General features: G+C 46.8%; 16 protein-coding genes. 9 read left to right on the forward strand and 7 right to left on the reverse strand.

The genetic code is table 11. The annotated features are described in order from the left end of the window. Positions 1–64: 64 nt before the first annotated feature. Genes ACLVWU_RS04495 through ACLVWU_RS04505 form a run of 3 tightly spaced genes read right to left on the reverse strand, consistent with a single transcriptional unit; the run spans position 65 to position 4,218 of the window. Complete coding sequence (locus ACLVWU_RS04495; protein ID WP_413577664.1) at positions 65–1,825, reverse strand: ATP-grasp domain-containing protein; 1,761 nt, start codon at positions 1,823–1,825, stop codon at positions 65–67. Next, complete coding sequence (locus tag ACLVWU_RS04500; protein WP_413577665.1) at positions 1,822–3,360, reverse strand: hypothetical protein; 1,539 nt, start codon at positions 3,358–3,360, stop codon at positions 1,822–1,824. The genes ACLVWU_RS04495 and ACLVWU_RS04500 overlap by 4 nt, the downstream gene beginning before the upstream one ends. Before the next feature lie 3 nt (positions 3,361–3,363). Then, positions 3,364–4,218, reverse strand: a complete 855-nt coding sequence (locus tag ACLVWU_RS04505) for a hypothetical protein (RefSeq protein WP_413577667.1) — start codon at positions 4,216–4,218, stop codon at positions 3,364–3,366. 247 nt (positions 4,219–4,465) lie between these two features. Here ACLVWU_RS04505 and ACLVWU_RS04510 point away from each other — a divergent pair, with 247 nt between their 5' ends. The 3 genes from ACLVWU_RS04510 to ACLVWU_RS04520 are packed head-to-tail and all read left to right on the forward strand — an operon-like array spanning position 4,466 to position 7,865. Next, positions 4,466–5,194, forward strand: a complete 729-nt coding sequence (locus ACLVWU_RS04510; RefSeq protein ID WP_413577668.1) for a leucine-rich repeat domain-containing protein — start codon at positions 4,466–4,468, stop codon at positions 5,192–5,194. Then, positions 5,195–6,709, forward strand: a complete 1,515-nt coding sequence (locus ACLVWU_RS04515; RefSeq protein ID WP_413577670.1) for a lipopolysaccharide biosynthesis protein — start codon at positions 5,195–5,197, stop codon at positions 6,707–6,709. It abuts the gene before it with no gap. Further along, positions 6,702–7,865, forward strand: coding sequence for an ATP-grasp domain-containing protein (locus tag ACLVWU_RS04520; protein WP_413577672.1), 1,164 nt, complete (start codon positions 6,702–6,704; stop codon positions 7,863–7,865). The genes ACLVWU_RS04515 and ACLVWU_RS04520 overlap by 8 nt, the downstream gene beginning before the upstream one ends. A 7-nt stretch (positions 7,866–7,872) precedes the next feature. On the opposite strand, the gene ACLVWU_RS04525 is transcribed toward ACLVWU_RS04520, so the two are convergent. Together ACLVWU_RS04525 and ACLVWU_RS04530 are read right to left on the reverse strand one after the other, a co-directional pair. Then, entirely contained in the window at positions 7,873–8,760 is an 888-nt protein-coding gene (locus ACLVWU_RS04525) for an XrtA system polysaccharide deacetylase (RefSeq protein ID WP_413577674.1), read from the reverse strand. Beyond that, positions 8,741–9,832: a glycosyltransferase family 4 protein gene (locus tag ACLVWU_RS04530; protein ID WP_413577675.1), complete on the reverse strand. Its 1,092-nt coding sequence runs from the start codon at positions 9,830–9,832 to the stop codon at positions 8,741–8,743. Before ACLVWU_RS04530 ends, ACLVWU_RS04525 begins: the two co-directional genes overlap by 20 nt. Before the next feature lie 123 nt (positions 9,833–9,955). On the opposite strand from ACLVWU_RS04530, the gene ACLVWU_RS04535 reads away from it, so the two are divergent. The 5 genes from ACLVWU_RS04535 to ACLVWU_RS04555 are packed head-to-tail and all read left to right on the forward strand — an operon-like array spanning position 9,956 to position 15,345. Beyond that, positions 9,956–11,107, forward strand: a complete 1,152-nt coding sequence (locus ACLVWU_RS04535; RefSeq protein WP_413577677.1) for a glycosyltransferase family 4 protein — start codon at positions 9,956–9,958, stop codon at positions 11,105–11,107. Beyond that, positions 11,104–11,850 (forward strand): hypothetical protein, encoded by a 747-nt coding sequence (locus ACLVWU_RS04540; protein ID WP_413577678.1) that lies wholly within the window; start codon positions 11,104–11,106, stop codon positions 11,848–11,850. Before ACLVWU_RS04535 ends, ACLVWU_RS04540 begins: the two co-directional genes overlap by 4 nt. Next, positions 11,850–13,049: an O-antigen ligase family protein gene (locus tag ACLVWU_RS04545; RefSeq protein WP_413577679.1), complete on the forward strand. Its 1,200-nt coding sequence runs from the start codon at positions 11,850–11,852 to the stop codon at positions 13,047–13,049. Before ACLVWU_RS04540 ends, ACLVWU_RS04545 begins: the two co-directional genes overlap by 1 nt. Continuing rightward, positions 13,046–14,197, forward strand: coding sequence for a glycosyltransferase family 2 protein (locus ACLVWU_RS04550; RefSeq protein WP_413577680.1), 1,152 nt, complete (start codon positions 13,046–13,048; stop codon positions 14,195–14,197). The genes ACLVWU_RS04545 and ACLVWU_RS04550 overlap by 4 nt, the downstream gene beginning before the upstream one ends. Beyond that, entirely contained in the window at positions 14,197–15,345 is a 1,149-nt protein-coding gene (locus ACLVWU_RS04555; protein WP_413577682.1) for a glycosyltransferase, read from the forward strand. Before ACLVWU_RS04550 ends, ACLVWU_RS04555 begins: the two co-directional genes overlap by 1 nt. Here the strand turns inward: ACLVWU_RS04555 and ACLVWU_RS04560 are convergent. After that, on the reverse strand, positions 15,332–16,672 hold the full coding sequence (locus ACLVWU_RS04560; RefSeq protein WP_413577684.1) for an exopolysaccharide biosynthesis polyprenyl glycosylphosphotransferase: 1,341 nt from the start codon (positions 16,670–16,672) through the stop codon (positions 15,332–15,334). The genes ACLVWU_RS04555 and ACLVWU_RS04560 overlap by 14 nt on opposite strands. Positions 16,673–16,933: 261 nt before the next feature. Beyond that, positions 16,934–18,361: a murein L,D-transpeptidase catalytic domain family protein gene (locus ACLVWU_RS04565; protein ID WP_413577685.1), complete on the reverse strand. Its 1,428-nt coding sequence runs from the start codon at positions 18,359–18,361 to the stop codon at positions 16,934–16,936. Positions 18,362–18,575: 214 nt separating this feature from the next. Here ACLVWU_RS04565 and ACLVWU_RS04570 point away from each other — a divergent pair, with 214 nt between their 5' ends. Beyond that, on the forward strand, positions 18,576–19,412 hold the full coding sequence (locus tag ACLVWU_RS04570; protein WP_413577686.1) for a DUF6279 family lipoprotein: 837 nt from the start codon (positions 18,576–18,578) through the stop codon (positions 19,410–19,412). Positions 19,413–19,435: the final 23 nt, after the last annotated feature.

Genomic DNA, 19,435 nt, shown 5'->3' on the forward strand with positions numbered 1-19,435 from the left:
TTTTGTGGGCAGCAGTGAATACGTCTTGCCCGCAAAACAGGCAAGAGCATTTTAAATAAACTTATTACAGGTTGATGATGTTTATTAAACCAGCGATACTACAGGAGATTTCACAAATCGCTCTCTGGTAAAAATTACGGGACTTTCCATAAGGATCCTGTATCTCTCCGCGCTTGGGAACATCTGCAGCCGCAAAGCCTAACAGGAACGTCTTTTCCGCGTATTTTGGATATTCGGCTTTGATGCGCAACCAGTGCTCATTTTCCATCACCAAAATGGCGTCACTGGATTCAAACATTTCCTCAGTCACCTTGTGCGAGGACCAATTGTCCATGTTGATCCCCAGCTTGCGCGACTCTTCAATCATCACAGGATCTGCAGGGCGATGATCTTCAGAATGGAAGCCGGCAGAGATCACTTCGACCTTTGAATTCGGTGCAATTTGTTTGAAGTATCTTTCAGCCAAAGCGCTGCGATTGATATTTCCATAGCAAATGAAAAGAATCTTTTTGGATCCGCGCAGGCATTTTTGTGCTTTCCCTGTTGTCCAGGCAAAGCGATGGTGCTGCAGCTGTTTAAGGACGATCAAGATATCCTTGATGCGGTTTAAGTAGCTTGAACCGATCTTCATGATATCAAAAAGACCTGGAACGGGATCGGACCATTTCTCCACATCCAAAACATGGCGAGGTGAAAAAATGCGAAGCGCATCTTTCAACATTTCTTTTTTGTTCTGCCACGGACCTTTAAACCGACGGGGAGCTTCTCCTCGCAACACTTGTTCATACCATTGCAGATCGGTCTTTAAATTACGCGCGTAGATTTCGGGTGTGTAGGCTTGTGTAGAGCTCACGCGATTTTCCAATATTAGCTCAGCCAGCATCGCCGGGAAGTCGGCACCGGCGCCGACGGCCAAAGGAAGTGAACCCCAGAAGCGGCCGTTGATTTCAACCAGAATGAAGCGGCCTGTTTGTGGATTCCATTTAAACTCAACCATGGCAACGCCAGTCCAGGATAGCGCCTTCATCAGGCTTTCTGTGGCTGCCAGGAGTGCAGATTCAACCTTCACGCTTTTGCGCAGGCAGCTTGCGCCACCAGTCAGTGGCAGTTCGTGCACGCGTTGATGCTGGAAGGCGTAAAGGACCTCTCCGTTGGAAGCCAGGACATTAACACCCACACCCAAGCCCTGAAAGTATTCCTGAACGATCACTTCGCCGAAGTTCAAAAGATTTTCGATTTTACTGCGCGCCTCTTCCTGGGTGAAGGCATACTTCACTTCCAGTTTCTTACGGCCTTCTTTGCCTGTACCGATGGATCGGCCTGGCTTAAGAACCAATGGTCCCTGGGAAAGCAGGCTCTCCATAACGGCAGGCTGATCCACAAATCTGCGGCCTTCTTCCTGTGTGGTCAGAGTGAAGTTATTTGGCAGAGGCAGTCCCAGCTGCATCGCAAGTTCTGTGGTTTTGTTTTTATCCAGAACCTTTTCCAAGGCGTCGTTTGCGGCCATCGCCAGTTTTTTGGCTTGCGGGTGCTGGCGAAGTTTCATCAGTGGCACCAGGGTACGCTCTGTGACGGGAATGATCAGGTCAAAGCGATCTCCGGAAAGAGCGAACTCACACCACAACAGAAAGTCTTTTTCGGACTTCAGCGGATCGGGATGAATCATTTTGCTTTTTACAAAGCGGGACGTGCTGGCGATGCCATGTTCCACAGGGCTGGCCACATGAACATTCCAGCCTTTTAAGGCCAGCGAGCGCACGATTGCCAAAGAGGAAACCATATCGCCATCAAGAATCAGGATGTTTTTTTCAGAACGTGCCATCATCGACTCACCTTGATATTTTTGCAGAAGTCATAAACAGTTACGGACCCGTTGCTGTGCAAATGGTGGGTGCCGTAAATATTTTTGAAGAAATCAGCTTTTATTTTCGTCTGAGTTTTTTCGCTATATTCAGTTTTGGTCAGACGCTGAATTTCATTGATGCGAGAACTGGCGCCATAGACACCGAACTCCTGGGTTTGGGATACACGGTAAACTTTACCGCCATCGCGAACCATACCACCATTGCGCGCCACCAGTGGATTGATGATCAAAGGATTCATCGCATGGGCCGTCCAGGATTCACTTAGCGGAGAATCCGCATAAAAGGCATGCAGCTCCGTGCAGTTGTCATTCTTTTGCAGGGAATCCATATTGGTCAGCATCCACCACAGGCCGTCTTGTTCGAATAGCAAGCTGTCTACGGCTGCGATATTCTTCATCAAGGACTTTTCAAATTCCCATTTTAGCGGGAACTCAAGGCATTTGTAGATTCGGATCTCTTTGGATCCGGAAGTTTCGGGACACATGTAAAGCTGACCCTGATATTCGAACAAATACGGAAATGACATGTGAAAGGATTCTTTGATCACCGGACCAAGGGAGATGGCTTTGTCTTCTTTCAGTTCAAACGCGGAAATATGGCCCAAACCGGTTTTGTAATCGTATTCTTCGACAAAACAAATATCACGGCCGTCACGATGAATAACAAATGGGTCCGCGAAAAACTGATCGTTGCAGTATTCAAAAGGGGAGCCCTTCGCTAATTGCAAAGGCTGCCAGTTGTCCCGAATGAACGCCACATTCCAGTGCTGATCCTTGTTTTGCAGTGACTGAACTTTTTGACGGATGGTTCTGAAAATGCGTTTTCCCAAGTAAGCTGCAAGGCTTAGACTGGATGGCGTTTGCACTTCCCAATTCTGATCTTCGTTTCCTTGCAAGTGTGCCCAGGAAAAATCCGGATTGAGGGATTTCTTTTGCAGGTACTGAGTCAAATAAGACAAAGATTTGCGGCTGACATAGGCCTGGTTCAGCAGAAAGCTGGATTGAGTTAGTAATTGTCCTGTCAGAACATTCTCGATTTTTTCCGTTGTTTGCAAACGGATGCGAAATGGAGTGACCGCTTTTTTGTTCAGAACTTCCCAAAACCCCAGAAAGCCGGTTTTTCCAGAGGGAATGCCGGCTTCGACTAACAAAGCACCGTTCTTTGACTTCAACAGTAATGTCTTATCAACGGGCTCCGCATTCAGGGAAACCAGGAAATCAAACTCCTCTGTCGAAGAGGCAGCTAAAACTTCAAGATCTTGTGATGGCGCCTTATTCAGGTGGCCCCGGTAAGCCGTCGAGTTCAGAAATCTTACATCCAGACCAATGATCGTATTCAGAAGTTTTTTTGACAACCAGGTCGGCGCCTTAGGTTCATTTGCATCTGATCTTCTGACAACTCTGACTTCCGCAAATGCAGATGCCTGCACGTCCCTGATGAACTCAAGGGCGTACTTGGAGTTGAAATGTTCAGAAACGACCAGGCCGATTTTCACAAATTACATCCTGACGGAAGTCATGATCACATAGGAAGTATATTCATTGTCGTAGATTTTAAATGGCTGCGATGCCGGCGTGGACTGAGCAACACCAAGCGAAAGATCGATATTGTCGTTCACTGAGAAATTCAGATTCGTTTCCAATGACTGGAAGGCTTCATGACGTTGGTTTTCGTCATCGCTACCGTTGTAGAATTCATCTTTAACGCCCACGCCCTGGGAAACATTCAGTCTGTCACCGAAGTACTTGGTCGCGCGCAACCAATGTTCGATCTGACCGCTTTGCGTGGCTTTCATACGGGGAGTCTTACCTTCGTTAGAAATGTAAGTACTGTTCTTTTGCGCCAGGGCCCAGCCGCGACCATAATAACCGACAGAAAAACCCATCGGCAAATCGCGAGCCGCCTCAAAATCCATTCCCACACCACCATAAGTTCCTGCTTCAATTTGATCAGGAGCCGTCGGAACGAAAAGCTTGTAGATCGCTTTGGTTTTGATGTCGTACGGAAGACTTAGTGGAGTTTTGTCGATCAAGGCAATATGCGAATCCGCCATTTCAGTTTTGGACGGCATCTCATACCCATAGCGCACACCTTCAGAATCATAAGTGAAAGTGGGGCGCACGCTTACCGTAAAGCGTTGATCCAGTTTGTAGTTCAGTGCCAGCAGATTGTACATGTAGACACTGCCGTTGCCGGTATTGAAGTCATTCACTTCGCTGGAATAGTAGCCAAAATAGCTCGCGCTGATTTTCGAACTGCCTGTGGGAACCCACGCAGAAATCGCTGGAGCATCGGCGTTGGCAGATGCCGCGTAAGGGATAAGCAAGAGTGCTAAAGTCAGCAGTTTTCTCACAATGATTTCTCCGTTTGAAAATGAGCCCTTAGATTTACCCTCTGTGAACGGGCATTTAAAGTGCTCCACGAACTGATGAAATCTTTGCAGGAGGTGACCAAACCCTGGTCAGTCATTCGGGAACGGTACTTTTTTCAGTCCTTGGGAAAGGTATAACTTATAGTGCCCTTTCTATGCGAATATCCGCGGAATCATGTGTAGCAGTAGGCTCGTTTTAAGCATCTTTTCAGGAACGTTAGTGCTCCTAATGTCCTTCTCCGCTCACGCGGCTTCCTTGATCAATATCTGTGATCGGGGCGATCTGGGCGTTGCCATTGCCAAGTCCCTGGGGGCGTCCAGCTGCCAGGAGGTTTCTTCTGAAGATCTGGCACAGCTGCAGTTTCTAAAAACCGAGGCTGTTCTGACAGATATCCCGGCTAACGGCTTCGTGGGGTTGGACTCCCTGCGAAGCTTGGTGCTGGATTCAAATTCGATAAAGCGCATCCATCCGGGCGCCTTCAATGGTTTGCAGTCTTTGCAGGAGCTGTCTTTGCAAAACAATCAATTGGTACATTTGCCGGCGTTTATGTTGGAGCCCTTAAAAAACCTGCGTCGTCTGCAATTGCAGGGCAATCAACTGAGACAGATGTCTCGTGGCGTTTTTAGGGGTGCAAGATCCGTTGTTACGATTGATTTGGAGAATAATAGAATCTCCCAAATCGAACAAGGGGCCTTGGCAGGGTTATCCTCAATGCAGGTACTCAACCTGCGCGGCAATAATCTGGCGGTCCTGACAAAAGCGGGGCTTGCGGGGGCCTCGGCATTGAAAACTTTGATCGTCGATGCGAACCGGATCGAAAGCATCGAACCTGGCGCCCTCACTCTTCCAAATCTTTCCCAACTGGATATACATGAAAATCCCCTGAAAGAGATTTCCCGTCACCAGACAGGATTAATCCCTGATGCCTATGTTGGCGGTGTAAAGGTGAACCCCTAGATGCAGCAGCACAAAGAAGGCTTCAACAGAGTTGCATTATTAACGGGCGCGCGAATATTCGGCGTGATTTTCTCGTTTGCGATTCCTATGTACTTGGGCCGTCATCTGGAGGTCGATACTTACGGAACCTATAAGCAGGTGACGCTGATCTATTGGTTTGCTCAGGTGGCTTTAAACCTGGGGCTGGATGATTCTGTTTTCTATTTTCTGCGCTGGGATAAAAAGAACTTCCCGCTGTTCAGTCTGAACGCTTTGGTTTTCAACGTGCTGGTCACGGGCTTCCTGGCCTTGATGATGACGGTCTTCCGCTTTGATATCGCAGCCCTGTTGAACAATCCGGATCTTGCTCAATATCTGCCGATCCTGGGGTACCTGATTGCCGTGACGTTGTGTTCACTACAAATCGAAGGGTTCCTGATCAACTTCAACCGTTTTAAGGCGCGCCTCTATTTGGATGCCGGGACTGAGCTGTTAAAGTCCGTGGCGATCATGGGCGCCTTCATTTTGTTTGATTCCATTTTCATTGCCTTGGCGCTTTTGTCACTTCTGATGACTCTGCGTATGCTGTGGATGATGTACACCATGCACACTCACAAAGTTCGCGAAGGCGTGCGCTACCGCGATGCCCATAAGTTCTTTATGGATCAGGCCCGCTATGGTCTGCCGCTGGGGGTTTCCCGCATTGTTCAGAATATTCTGAACATGGAAAATCTGTTCATTTCATCGTTCTACAATGTCAGACAATTTACCTTCTATTCTGTGGGCTGTTTTGAAAATCCCATTGTGAATTCGCTGCGCACGTCACTGTACGAGCTGGTGAATATTGAGCTTATCGACAACATCAAAAGTAAGAATTATGAAAAGGCAGCGGAAACCTGGCGCCGGATGACCCGCAGTCTATTTTTGGTGGTAGTCCCATTCACCATTTACATGATGTTCTTTGCCAAAGAGATGATTGTGTTTATTTTCTCGGACAAGTATGTCGAGAGCGTACCATTTTTCATTGTCTTTAATTTCTATATTTTTATCGCGTGCTTGAATCCTGAGCCTTTATTTCGTTCGACCTCCAATACCGGTTATGCTTTGAAAATCAAAGTGCTGGGAGTGGTGCTGGGACTATTGATGATTGTGGGTGGAGCCTACTACATCGGCCCAATGGCTGTATTATGGGGTAAAATTCTGGCAGTTGCCTTCATCAATATTTCAGGACTATTCATCGGAGCGCGTTTGTTGAAGACAAATGTTCTGAATCTTTTCATCTGGAAGGATTTAGGCAAGACCGTCATGCTTTCGGTGGTCTTTGGATTGATAGCCCGTGCAGCCTTCTACAATCTAACATGGCATCCATTCTGGGTGCTGGCAGCCAGCTCCAGCGTTTATGCGGTGGTTTACTTCTTCTTTGCCTGCCGGATCAACCTGGTTCGTCCCGAAGAAGCCGAGCACTTGTTCAGCGTGATTAAAAAGGTGTTCATCAAACTTCGATTGATTAAGAAGCTTGAGGTCGCCCGTGACTAAAAGAGTTTTGATCATCGCTTTAGCTAAAGACTGGACGGGAATTAGTCGCCTGCCATCGGGACTTTCCCGAGCGGGCTTCGACGTGGTGGCCTTGTGTCCTACAGGCAGTTTTCTGTCCAAAACAAAGTTTTTAAATCAGGTCATGACTTATCCGACCTTTACATTCACCCGGTCCAAATTGGTTTATCTTTGGATTCTGACTGCGATGTTGCGCTTTAAAGCGGACATCATCCTGCCAGGGGACGAAGATGCATTATTAGCGATGCAGAACCTGGCTAATACCTCATCCAAAATTCCGGGTCTTGGTTTTTTATCCAAGAAGTTGCGCCAGTTCACAGCGCCTCGGGAATTTGATTCTGTTGTTCTAAACAAATCCCGCTTCGTGGAAAATTGCCGCGAGTGGGGAGTGCGTGTTCCTAAAAATACCCGCGTCGATAGTCTGGAAATGGCTCTGCAGGAAGTTTCTTCATTCGGATACCCTGTGGTTCTGAAATTCGATTTTGGCTATGGCGCCTCTGGGGTTACGGTTTGCCAAAACGAAGTGGATCTTCGCAAAGGTTTTGCCAAACACTCGACGGTCGGATTCTCGAAGAAGCTTAAAGAATTGATCAAGCGCCTGGTGTTCGTGGTGCAAGAGTCCACTGAAGCAGGAATTTCATTGCAGCAATACATTTCAGGTCCTGTGGGTCTGGTGCCTTTCGTGGCTAAGAACGGTCATGTCTTTGCGATCAATCCAATGTTGAAACATAAGACTTATCCCGGAGCAACTGGGCCATCCAGTGTTGTGAAGGGTATTGATAATCCCGAAGTCAGAAATGCCGTGATGGTGTCGGCTTCAAAATTGAACTATTCAGGATTTGGCTCTTTGGATTTCATCATTGACGAAAAAACTCAGGATGCCTACATCATCGAACTTAATCCGCGTCCCGTTCCGACTTCGCATTTCAGTGGTGAACTTTGTGCGGAAGATCTTTGTGTGGCACTTTATGACGGCCTTTATGGAAAAGTTAGTATTGGCAGCCCGGTTTTCAAACCGTATTTGATTGCGCTTTTCCCCAATGAAAAGCGCCGTGATCCGAACAGTCCTTATCTGACTGAGGCTTATCACGACGTACCTGCAGGCGATCCAGAGTTACAATCTGCTTTGGATCAGTAAAAATAAATTAGTTTTTAAAAGTGTAACTGCTTAGGTTGTTGCTGGCTTTGGCATCTTGAACCAGGCTTTCAACCGTGGTGAATTCAAAGTCATTCAATAGACTCAAGAACTTATCGCGATTGCTATTCAGACCTACATAGTGTCTGAAGCGTTTAATCGCTGGCAAAGCCACGCGTGGTTGTTCAGGATCGAATTCCCAAGGGTGGAAATACATGACCACGGGACCTGACTGCAGATCTTGTTTTAAAGCGGATTTAGTCATCGCATAGGGAAGCATACGGAAGTAACCACCACCGCACACCGGGACCTGAGCGCCAAAGAACTTGGATTTTTTAAGAGGAACTTCAGTTAAACCACTTACTGTGGTGATCGCCGTTGGAAAGTCCTTTACGCCATAATCCGGGTGAGACGTGACGAAAATCGAGCTGTCGTATTCTAAACCGCAATCGCGAATGATCGGTAAAGCCCAAGAAGTCTTATGCATAACGGAAAAGCTGGGAGCTCTAAAACCTTTGATCTTCCTGCCAGAAACTGATTCCAAAGCAGCCACGGCCTTTTTTAAATCAGCCTCGAAGGATTTTGGATCTAGAAGATCAATCGGCGTGTGTTGGTAGCTGTGGCAGCCGATTTCGTGTCCTTGGTCTGCGATTTTTTTAATGAGCTCAGGCGCACGGTCAGCCAACCAGCCCAGAATATAAAATGTCGCCTTGATGTTTTTTCCCGCCAAAGCATTCAGGATGAAATCCATCCCGATGTTAACGCGCATTTCCTGCTTGTCCCATTCAGAATCAGAGACAAAATCCCGCATGTTTCTGACGGTAAACCAGTCTTCAACGTCAAAACTTAAAGCAATCGGATGTTTGGATTTCTTTGAGTTAGCGATAAGTTTCGACATAACTTTGCACCATTTTCTCTAGGGAATAGTGTTTAAGAACTATTTCACGGGAATGCTTTTTACGCTCGGTCAAAGAGACTTTATTCGTGTGCATTTGCTTAAGAATATTAAATAAAGCACTTTCATCCTGAAGATCATAAAGTTCCAAGGCCCCATGGGAAGTCTCGCGGTGGGGAGCGATATCGCTGCACAGGCAGACTTTTTCTGTGGCCATGGCTTCAAGTACCGCAACCGGATGACCTTCGCGAATAGAGGAGCTTAAGAAGATGTCTCCTTTTGCCAAAACCTCAGAGGCATCATTCTTAAAGCCGTGCATAGTGACCTGGGACTCAAGACCATGCGCCTTAATGAAGTTTTCAAGTTTTTCACGAGGTTCGGGAGTTTTGGAAGTTCCCGCATGATCAAAGGTAAATGGAATTCCGGCATCTTTTAACAGGCGGCAAGTGTTGAACAGGTATTCCAGGTTTTTCTCGTAGGAAATACGGGCAATGCTAACCATGTGCAGAGATGTGCCTGCTGGATTCACTTCTGGAGTCGGCACAAATTTACTGGTGTCGACGCCATTCGGGATCACCGTCAAAACAGAGCGATTTACCAACGGGCAGTTTTCAACAATTGAATCTTTAACGAAGCCCGAGACCCCGATCATTTCGTGATAGAAGTAGCTCGCAAACTGGAAGAAGTACCGATACTGAGGCTTGATGATGAAGTGATGCATGGTGTGTTGAGTGTGCACCAGGCGCAGGCGGGGAAAGCGCATCTTCAGAAGTACTGCGTACTCTGTAGGACCAAAATCATGAGTATGAATGACGTCGATCTGGTTATCCTTGATGACCTTGATGAGTTCCTTAACCAGATTCCAATCGCGGCCAGCGGACTTCTTATAGGTAAATACCGGGAAGCCAGCGTCCTGAATGGCCTGGCCAATGCCTGCCAAACTTTTAGTCTCATAGGTAAAAAAGTGAAGGCGAGCACCTTCGCCCGTGTGCAAAGCAAGCTGCTCCAGAAGGCGTTCAATGCCTCCCAGGTACAAGTGTTCCACCAAATGCAATACGTTCTTCTTGCGGATCATTGATGGAATTTCTATCAAAAAATGGGACCTTTTTAAAGTGAAACCCCGGAATTGTAGGAACTCCATGGAACAGGCTTTGCGGTGGAAGTTACGTGCGAATTCATTTAATTTCCTGTGAAACGCATGAAGAAAATCCTGTTCGTATCCAGCATCCAAATCTTTCCCCCGATGTCGGGTGGGCAACTGCGCAGCGCGAACCTCTGCCGGGCCTTGGTGCGTTTGGGCTATGATGTGCAAGTGTATTCACTCACGGGCCGCAAAGAGAACTATCTTTCAAGAAAACCCACATTAACACACACACCTGAATGCAGCATTCAAGAGACCGTGAACATGAATCCGGTGTGGGGAATGATCCAGTTCATTTTTTATCGTCTGCAACTGCCACCGTTATGGGTGAGCTGGTTGTTGAAGTTGTTTGTTCCTGCCGATCTTAAGAAGGCGCTTTCCAATTCTGATCAGGTGATGTTGGATTTTCCATTTTTGTCTCCACTTCAGCAGCAATTAAAAAAGCCGCTTTGGTTGAACACGCATAATGCCGAGTTCGAGTTGTGGGGGAATGCTCTCGTATCCAAAGCCGTCAAAAATATTGAAGTTGATGCTTTGACGACTGCTGAGCGCGTGCTTTTTTGTTCCGAGGAAGATCGTCAAAAGTTTGTCGGAATGGTGCCGGGTCTGACTGAAAAAAGCAGTGTGGTTTCCAACGGTGTTGATGTCGGTCAGTTTTTATGGTCGGTAGAAGCACGTGAACTGGTTCGTCAAAAGCTTGGCATCGCTGACAAAAAGGTTTTGTTGTTCACAGGTTCCTCGTATCAACCCAACCAGGAAGCCTTCCAGTTTTTGAAAAGCTTTGCACAGAAAAATCGGTCCACGCTGATAGAGATGGGCGCGGTGATTTTGGTGGTGGGTACCGTCAGTCAGGAATTGCAGGATGGGCCCCACTTCAAAGTTCTGGGACGGGTGGATGATATTATGCCGTACTTTGCAGCCAGTGATTTTGGTTTGAATCCGGTTGAGCAGGGATCCGGTGTGAACGTGAAGATGATCGAGTTTATTGCGGCACGATTGCCCATTCTGTCGACTCAGTTTGGTTGTCGGGGACTTAGTCTGGAAGATCGCAGGAACTGCTTTGTCTTTTCCCGCGAACAGTTTTTGTCGGCACTTCAAGCAGTGCTGGCCTTATCAGATTTAGAATTAAAAACAGTTTCCGCATTGGCGCTTAGTGAAAACGAGCACAAGGTGGATATGACGAAAGCTTTGTTAGGAACAGGTCTATGAATCAAATATTGAAAAGTCATAAGGTACTTTTGTTGACCACTTTGATCGTGGTGGTTGCGGCACTGGCGTATATTCTGGTCACGCCTAAAACTTTCGTGGCGAACAGCCGGGCTGCGATCTTTCGCATGAAAATAGAAAATCCGGACAATGGGTCTGATGAATCCCGCAATCGTTGGATCTGGATTCGCGATGGTCTGAATATCGGCAGTGCGACTGTTACTGATGAACAGATTAAAAAGTTCCTGGCCGCAAACGAAGAGGCGAAAGCCGCAACGGCACAGTTTTCTTCTGAATCATCCAAAGTGAAGTTTTTGAAAAGCCTGGTGAATGTTCAGTTCACTGGTGCTGATGAAAACAATTATGTGATCGAGGTCAAGTCTTCGAATCCGGTATTGGCTCTGCAACTGAATCAAAATGTCTTCGAAAATCTGAAGTTTTTGGCTGTACAAAAAGACAACGAAGATTTTCAGGCTTTGGCTGAAAAGATCACGCAGGAAGCCGCAGCTTTCCCAGCTAACTCTCAGGAGCGCAGCTTCTATCAAAATAAGCTGGTAAAGCTGAAGTTCGAGCACGTGATTTCACAATCGCAAAAAGAACGCGTGTTCAGTGTTATCGCAGAACCATCCGTATCTGATAAGGCGATCTGGCCAAAGCCCGCAGCCATTTTAGTTGTGGCGATCCTGGCCGGTCTGGTGTTGGGATTCTTGTTTGAATATCTGATGTTTGCTTTTAAGAGAGACTAATGCAGTTACTTGCCGCCGTACTTTTTATGGGACTTGTCATTACGACACTCCATTTGGAGGTCCCACTGCTGCTTTCAATTCATATCGAATTGATTTTTTTCCTGCTGGTGGTGGGACAGACGGCGTATGGCGTTTTTTTGCAAGAGAAACAGAAGCTGTCGTTTTCTCATCCCATCGTGTTGCCGCTGTTGCTGGTGTCTTTGTATGCCTTGGCTCCGTTGCTGTCGTCATTTTTCAGTGACCAGCTGTGGATTCTGCAAGACGGGGAATATAAAAGTCTGGTGAAGATTCTGTTGCTTGCACCTTGTTTGTATTATCTTTTGATTCGCCCGAAGAACCGTGATCTGCTTTTAAATGCGATCATTTTCTTTTACTGCGTTCTGGGCGTTTATTTTCTTTATCGCTATTTCGTTTTGGGTGAAGCGCGCGAGTATGATGGCCGCCCGTTGCTAAGTATTCGTCATGGGGACCCGAACTTTCTTTGTACGTTCTTTGCGATGATGGTGCCTCTGGCCTTGATGCAGGCGTGGCGGGCTGTAATTGATAAAAAGAACTTCCAGGTTTTCCTGCATCTGGTGGCAGCGCTATTCCTGGTGATTTGTGCCTTTGTCACTCAATCCCGTATGGGTATATTGGCATTGCTTGTCGGCCTGGGCTTCTTATTGACCCGCCGGTTTTCAAACTCGCCAAAGGTGGCTGCTGTCAAAGTGGCCGCGGCCGTTTGTTTCCTTGCGATGGTGTCAGCCATTGCTTTGGAAGGTTCCTTGGCGCACAGGTTTTCGGATATCAATGATAAATCCAGTGCAGACCGTCTTTTGACTTATGAAAATGGCTTTAAGGTATTTGCTGAAAATCCATTTTTTGGATCGGGAATGCACAAGGCCCGGGACTTCTTCTTTGCCAATTCCAAGTACCCTCATTTCCAAAGCGAGTTTAAGCCCCTGGAAGTTCACAACACTTACCTGAACGTACTTGCCGAGCTGGGTGTCGTGGGTTTTGTGGCCTTTGCCGCGATTTTGATTTGGGCCTGGCTGGCTGTTTGGCGCTCGCAAAATCCTGAGCGCTACTTTCTGATTACTTCTTATTTTATTCTGGCTGCGGCATCGCTGACAGTGGGGATTTCGTATAAAGACTTGGTGCTTTTGCATTTGTTCGTTTTGGCGGCGCTTGCGCAGCAGAAAAAGGATCGGGCCCTATGATCTTGGTGCTGATTTTATTTTGGATCGTTTTTGTGGCGATTTGCTTGCACTACGTGCTTTTTGGTTTGCTTGTGTATCTGGTGTCGCGCGTATTTAAAATGAAACATAAAATTTCCGAAATCACTCCCTCTGTGTCATTCGTTATTGCCGCTTATAACGAAGAGCGCATCATCCGGGAAAAAATATTAAGTGACCTGAAAACGGCATATCCCAAGGATAAGATAGAATTCATCATTGTCTCTGACGGCTCGACCGATCGAACTCCAGAGATAGTCAGCGAATTCAGTGCGCAGGGTGTGATCTCTATGTTTCAACCCCAGCGTCAGGGCAAAACCGCTGCTCTGAATCGTGCAGTTGCAGCCGCGAAGAACGAAATCATTGTTTTCTCTGATGGAAATTCGATGTTTCGTCCGGATGCTATTTCAAAACTTGTACGCCACTTCGCGGATGAAAGTATCGGTGGAGTGTGTGGTCGCAAAAGCGTCCTGCAGCACCAGGATCGCAAGGCCTCCATCGGCGACAATCTTTACTGGCACTATGAATCTGCATTGAAGCAGGCGGAATCCCACTTGGGATCAATACCGACGGCTGATGGAGAGATCTTTGCTCTTCGAAAAAATCTGTACAAAGAAGTTCCCCGCGAATTGATCAATGATGATCTGGTGATCACCTTCAATATTCTGGAGCAGGGGAAGCGTGTTATCTATGATCAGGAAGCTATCACCGAAGAGGAAGCTTCCATCACTCTAAAAGATGATTTCAATGTGAAGTCCCGCATGGTTTACGGCGGCATTCAGGTTATTTCACTTTATAAAAAACTTTTGAACCCTGTGGCCAGTTGGTTTGGCTTTCAATTCTTTATTCATAAAACTCTGCGCTATTTCATGTGGGCGTTGTTGGCTTTGATTTTGGTTTCAAATACCCTGTTGGTGGGTGCCGGGGCATTCTATGCCGTCTTCCTGGGTTTGCAGGTGGCCTTTTATCTGATGGCCCTGATTGGATATCAATTGGATAAGACGGGTGCTAAGGTCGGTGTCTTCTATTTGTCGTACTATTACTGCAATGTGAACTTGGCGGCGTTCAAAGGTTTTCTTTTCTGGCGTAAACAACGTTCGACTGTGGATATTTGGAAAAAGGCACAACGCTAATGAATAACGACAAGCTTTTGCAGAACAGGGATTTGATTGTGTTTGGCGAGGATTTCGCCCGGCACCCGCATTCCCTTGAGCATTTGCTTCGTCCACTTTTTCTGTCGAATCGCTTTATCTGGGTTGAAACAATTGGTTTAAGATCCCCGAAGTTCAATTTGTATGATCTGAAAAGAATTGCTGGAAAGCTTGCCGGTTGGTTCGGTTCAAAGACGCCGCAGGTACAGCGCCAAGTCCCGGCAAACATATCAATCGTATCGCCCTTTATGATTCCCTTGAATCAGTTTTCACTGGTTCGGGCCTTTAATCGCTGGAGTGTCGCGAGGGCCGTGAATAAAGCCATCCAAGGCCTGAAGTTCAAAGACATCATCACAGTCACTTCCGTACCGAACTCCTGCGACTACGTCGGGGACTTCAACGAGACATTGAAAGTCTATGTTTGTGTCGATGAGTTCTCTCTTTGGCCGGGACTTGATTACGATATGGTTCGTAAAATGGAGCAGAGGCTTTTGGCCAAGTCGGATCTTGTATTTGCGACCTCTGAAGCCCTGGTAAAATCCAAGTCCAACGGAAAAACGGAAACGGTGCTTTTGACTCACGGGGTGGAGTTCGGTCATTTCAATATTGGCCCTAAAACCTCCACAGGGAAATTGAAACTTTGCTATTTCGGATTGTTTGATGAACGCAGTGACCAGCAGATTCTTTTGGATTTGGCGAAGGCATTGCCTGATGCCTCGATTGAAATCATTGGCAATGTCGTTTGTGACGTCAGTCGTTTAAAGGCTCAAAAGAACATTTACTTTAAAGGTGCTGTTAGTTATACGCAGTTGCCACAGGCCATTTCTGAAATGGATATGTTTATTCTGCCTTATGTGCGTAACGAGCTGACCAACAATCTGAATCCGCTGAAGCTTAAGGAATACCTATGCACAGGACGACCGGTGATAGCAACGGCATTACCGGAAGTGGTAAAGCTGGGCGAGTATCTGTTTATTGCAAATGATGGTAACGAGTTTGCGGATGTCGTGCGTGACCTGCATGCGGGTTGTCGCGTTTCCAAAGGCCCTGCAGCGCTTGGATATCTGCAGGCCAGTGAAACCTGGAAGGCCAAGGCGGAACGCTTTAGCTTAAAGGTTAGCGCCCTCTAGCGCCCACCACGACGGCAATAGTTTTTAGAATAATCATAACATCCAAAAATATGCTGCTGTGTTTGATGTAGTACAATTCAAACTGCAGTTTTTCTTTTGAGTCCTCAATGCTTGCGCCATAGGGATAAAGCACCTGGGCCCAGCCGGTCAGACCGGGGCGCAAGGTGTGGCGCAAATCATAATACGGGAGCTGAGCCTTTAGCATTTCGTTAAACTCTGGTCGCTCTGGTCGTGGACCTACGAAACTCATTTCGCCTATCAATACATTCCAAAGCTGTGGCAACTCGTCCAGACGAGTCAGGCGGATGAAACGACCTACCTTGGTAACACGGTTGTCGTTCTTTGCTGCCCAGACAGCGCCATTCTTTTCGGCATCTGTGTGCATCGAGCGGAATTTGTAGATCGTAAAAGTCTCGTTGTCTTTTCCAGTACGCTTTTGGCTATAGATTGCCGGCCCTCGGGATTCAAGTTTTACCACCAGGGCCACCAGCAAAATAATCGGGGAGGCCAATAGCAGAAAAGTTCCAGAGATCGCAATGTCCATCAAACGTTTCAGTCTTAGTTGCACTGGGTGTGAAACTGACGAAAACCCTGCCGAATTAATAAACCATTGATAGTCCAACAGGTGCAAAGGCACTTTGCGCAAATGGCGCTCATAGAACTCAGTAATTGGAATGGCATTAACGCCAGCACACTTGGCCGCCACAATTTGCGAACTGATTTCGGGCTTTAATATTTTCTCGCGGCTGGCAATGACCAGGGTACTCCAGGGGGATTGCAAAAGCTTTTCCAGCTTTTGTGCAGGGTCGTCTGGACTGTAGTATTCAATTTGGCCATCAAAACCCAGATCGGAAAAGTCTTTCGAGATGGTTTCCTGAGCCTCTTTATCTGCAAGTATCAGCCACTTCAAACGGCCTTTAAGAGCTTTAAAGAAGTTAATAACGAAAAATCGATAGCATACAGATACAGTGGCAAATAATAAAAGACTGGCTAACAGAGCGCCTCGGCCGAACAATCCCACGCGATCCGTGGAGAAGATAAAGGTGATGGTGGTCGCGGTCAGGGTTGTCAGCACAAAAGCCATCCCTTGTCGCACCAACAGTTGCTTGAATCCCGAAATGTGGTCCAAGTCATAGTTTCCAAAGATGTACTGAATGACGGGGACTGATAAAGTCAAAAGCACAAGCTCGATGATTTGAATATCAAAGGGGCTATTACCCACGCGGATCATAGTTGCGATAAACAACGTGGTCACGAAAAGGAGTACGTCCAAACCGACAAAAGCCACTTTGTGTTTTGTTCTAAGTAGTGGGGCAAAACTTTTCATAAAAGCAGATCTCCCTTTTGGGCCGTCATCTGTAAAGAAGTTGTGCAAAATAAAGAACTCTTCTTCAATATAGTGATCGACGCTGCACTTTTCTATTTCCACCAAATATACCAGCAAAAAGGCAACCAACAGGAAACGTCTCAATCTGAGACGGCGGGCCCCAAAATAGTGCGGGGCCGTCGACCTAATAAGTCATCGACAGCCCCGTCTTCAGATACGCACAATTTAAAGAAACGTTCAGTTAAAAATCTAATTTCAAAATTACTGACAGAATGGCAGTGATTTCACCATCGACTTTATTGAAGTCAATTTGTTGTACTTGCCACCCGGTTTAAGCACGGACCAGTAAACTCCCGATTTGATCGCGATCGCTTTTTTGCTGGCAATTTGTTTTGCCATAATACCGACACCACAATGAAGATTGATATACGGATCCAGGATCGTTTTCTTAGGGCTGGTGGAGCTTAGGTTTTTATCTTTGCTCCAGTCAAACTTACACCATTTATTCCACTGCGTATCCTGATAGGAAAGTTGTAGTAATCCTTCAGAGTAAACAGGTTTTTTCGTGACATTGTCAGTACCCATAGTCGTTTCGTGCATGCGCGAAAGCGGATTGTAAGCACTTTCGTAACGAGCCATTGCCACGAACAACTGAGCCCAGACGTTAGCGCGTTGGTTGTTGTTAAGTTTTGCATACTTTGGGCAGAACTGGTTCATATCAGTCGCACCGTTTAACAGAGTATTCCAGTCATTCAAAACAAGAGTTTGCAGGTACTGGGACCACTGTTTGCGCTCTGGTTTGGACGAAGTTTCCCAAGACAAAGGCGCCATTGTATAGGCGCCGGTATCTGGAATTGGAGACGGGGAAGGTGTTGGAGTTGGAGCCGGGTTCGCCGGCTCAGAAGGCTTTGGGGATGGCAAGCCAGTACCCCCTTTGTCGTAAACGCTGTAGATCAAAGATCCGCCTTTAAGGGCATCAATCACCTGAGTGCGATGAGCCATAGTCAGTGCCGGGCAACCCCATGAACGTCCCTGAACAACACTGGCTTCAGAGACATAGTTTGCACCGTGGATTACGATCGCACGGGCGCGGGCGTTGGAGTTCGTTGCAGACAAACCATCCAGGCGCAAAGAGTAGCCGTGGCTTCCATTATATGTTTCCGCCGTGCGGAAGAAGCCCAGGGAAGTCTTGTTGGAACCAGAAGCATTGCTGAACGAAGTCGCATTGCCGTCATGATCAGGATCGGAATTTTTACCGTGAGCAACGTGCAATGGCCAGACGCCACCGGAGTTCAGATCCACGATATAGAATCGTGCAGTTCTGGAACTTTGGGCGTAGTTGATGATAGTGATGTAGTTTTTGTTATTGAAAGAGGCTTTGTTTTGCTCGAAGTAAATCAAAGCATCGATCAACGACTGGGTCGGAACGATGTTCGTGGGATCCACGTGATCGTATTTCATTAGGATTGTTTCTCTGTCGTAGTCAGACATTGTCGAAACATCGGAAGCCATAGCGCGAACCATTGGTTCTGCGGGAGTGGAAACGGCTTGCTCCACTGCGGGATCATCGGGAAGAACGGTTTCTGTTTGGGCTTCGGCATTAACACAAAGGCCCAGGGTTATAAAAGTAGCTGCGATCAAAAGCGTGGCTCTAGAACGTACAGAAGAATTCGTTTGCCTTACTAGCATTGAGATTTCCTCCTGTGCGGAATTACACATTCATGTGTGCAAACAAAGACTAGCCGAGAAAATTACGGTGCGGAAAAATTGATTACTGAATACGAAAAAATAGGACCTACAACTGACCTTAATGTGGAATAAGCTCGCAGAAACCTCTACTAGGGACTTGTGTTTTTATGACCTGGGTCTGTGAGAAAGTGAACTCTGCCCGTAATCTAAACTTATGAAAAAGTTTTTCCTTTGTCTGATTTTTCTGTTCCTCACTGGTTGTACTGCCGCTAATCCCGTACTGGATGCGATGATCGGGGGGATCTCGATCACACAGGTGGAAGGATATTTTGATCTGGATCGCAAACAGGAAAAAGATTTCGAACGTGAGCTGAATAAAGACGTAAAGAATATCCAGCGCAAGCAGCTCCAGGATTTTGCTCAGGCGATTCGTCAATTTGATGAACGCGTACCGCATGAAAAGGAAGATTCAAAAATACTCAGTGAAGTATTCGAGAAACTGGAAAGCGAATACTCAAATGCCTCGGGCGCATTTAAAAACTCAGCCGTCTTTCTGGTGAACTCCCTGCGCGAAGAGCAGTTTGCGCACTTCGAGAAGCAAGTGCGGAAGGAAATTCAAGAGGCACGTTTGGACGGACAGGCACCGTTCAACTCGAATTTACAGGCGCGATTCAAAAAACAGATCAAGTATTGGGTCGGACCCATGAGCGTTCATCAGGACCAGATGCTGAAGCAGTTTATTGACCAGGAACCGTTTCCCTGGAAAGAGCGATTGGACAATCGTGAACAAATTCTGAATAGATTCATGGCGGAAAGGCAGGACCCTAAAAAACTGCGACAGTTCACTGAACAGTTTATGGTGGACTATGATTCCCTTCGCACGCCAGAGTACGCTCGTTCTCTGGCTGCTTATGAAGAGAGATTCAAGGGTTTCCTGAATAAGTTCTGGTCCACGTTGAATTATGAACAAAAGCAGCAATTGCAAAGCAGTCTGAACAAACAAGCCCAGGAAGTCGAAAGTCTGGCACTGAATGAACGTCCTGTGAAATAGACCTTTCCTGATGTCAGGTTGCA

The organism is Bdellovibrio sp. HCB290 (genome assembly GCF_047305925.1).
Taxonomy (GTDB): Bacteria; Bdellovibrionota; Bdellovibrionia; order Bdellovibrionales; family Bdellovibrionaceae; genus Bdellovibrio.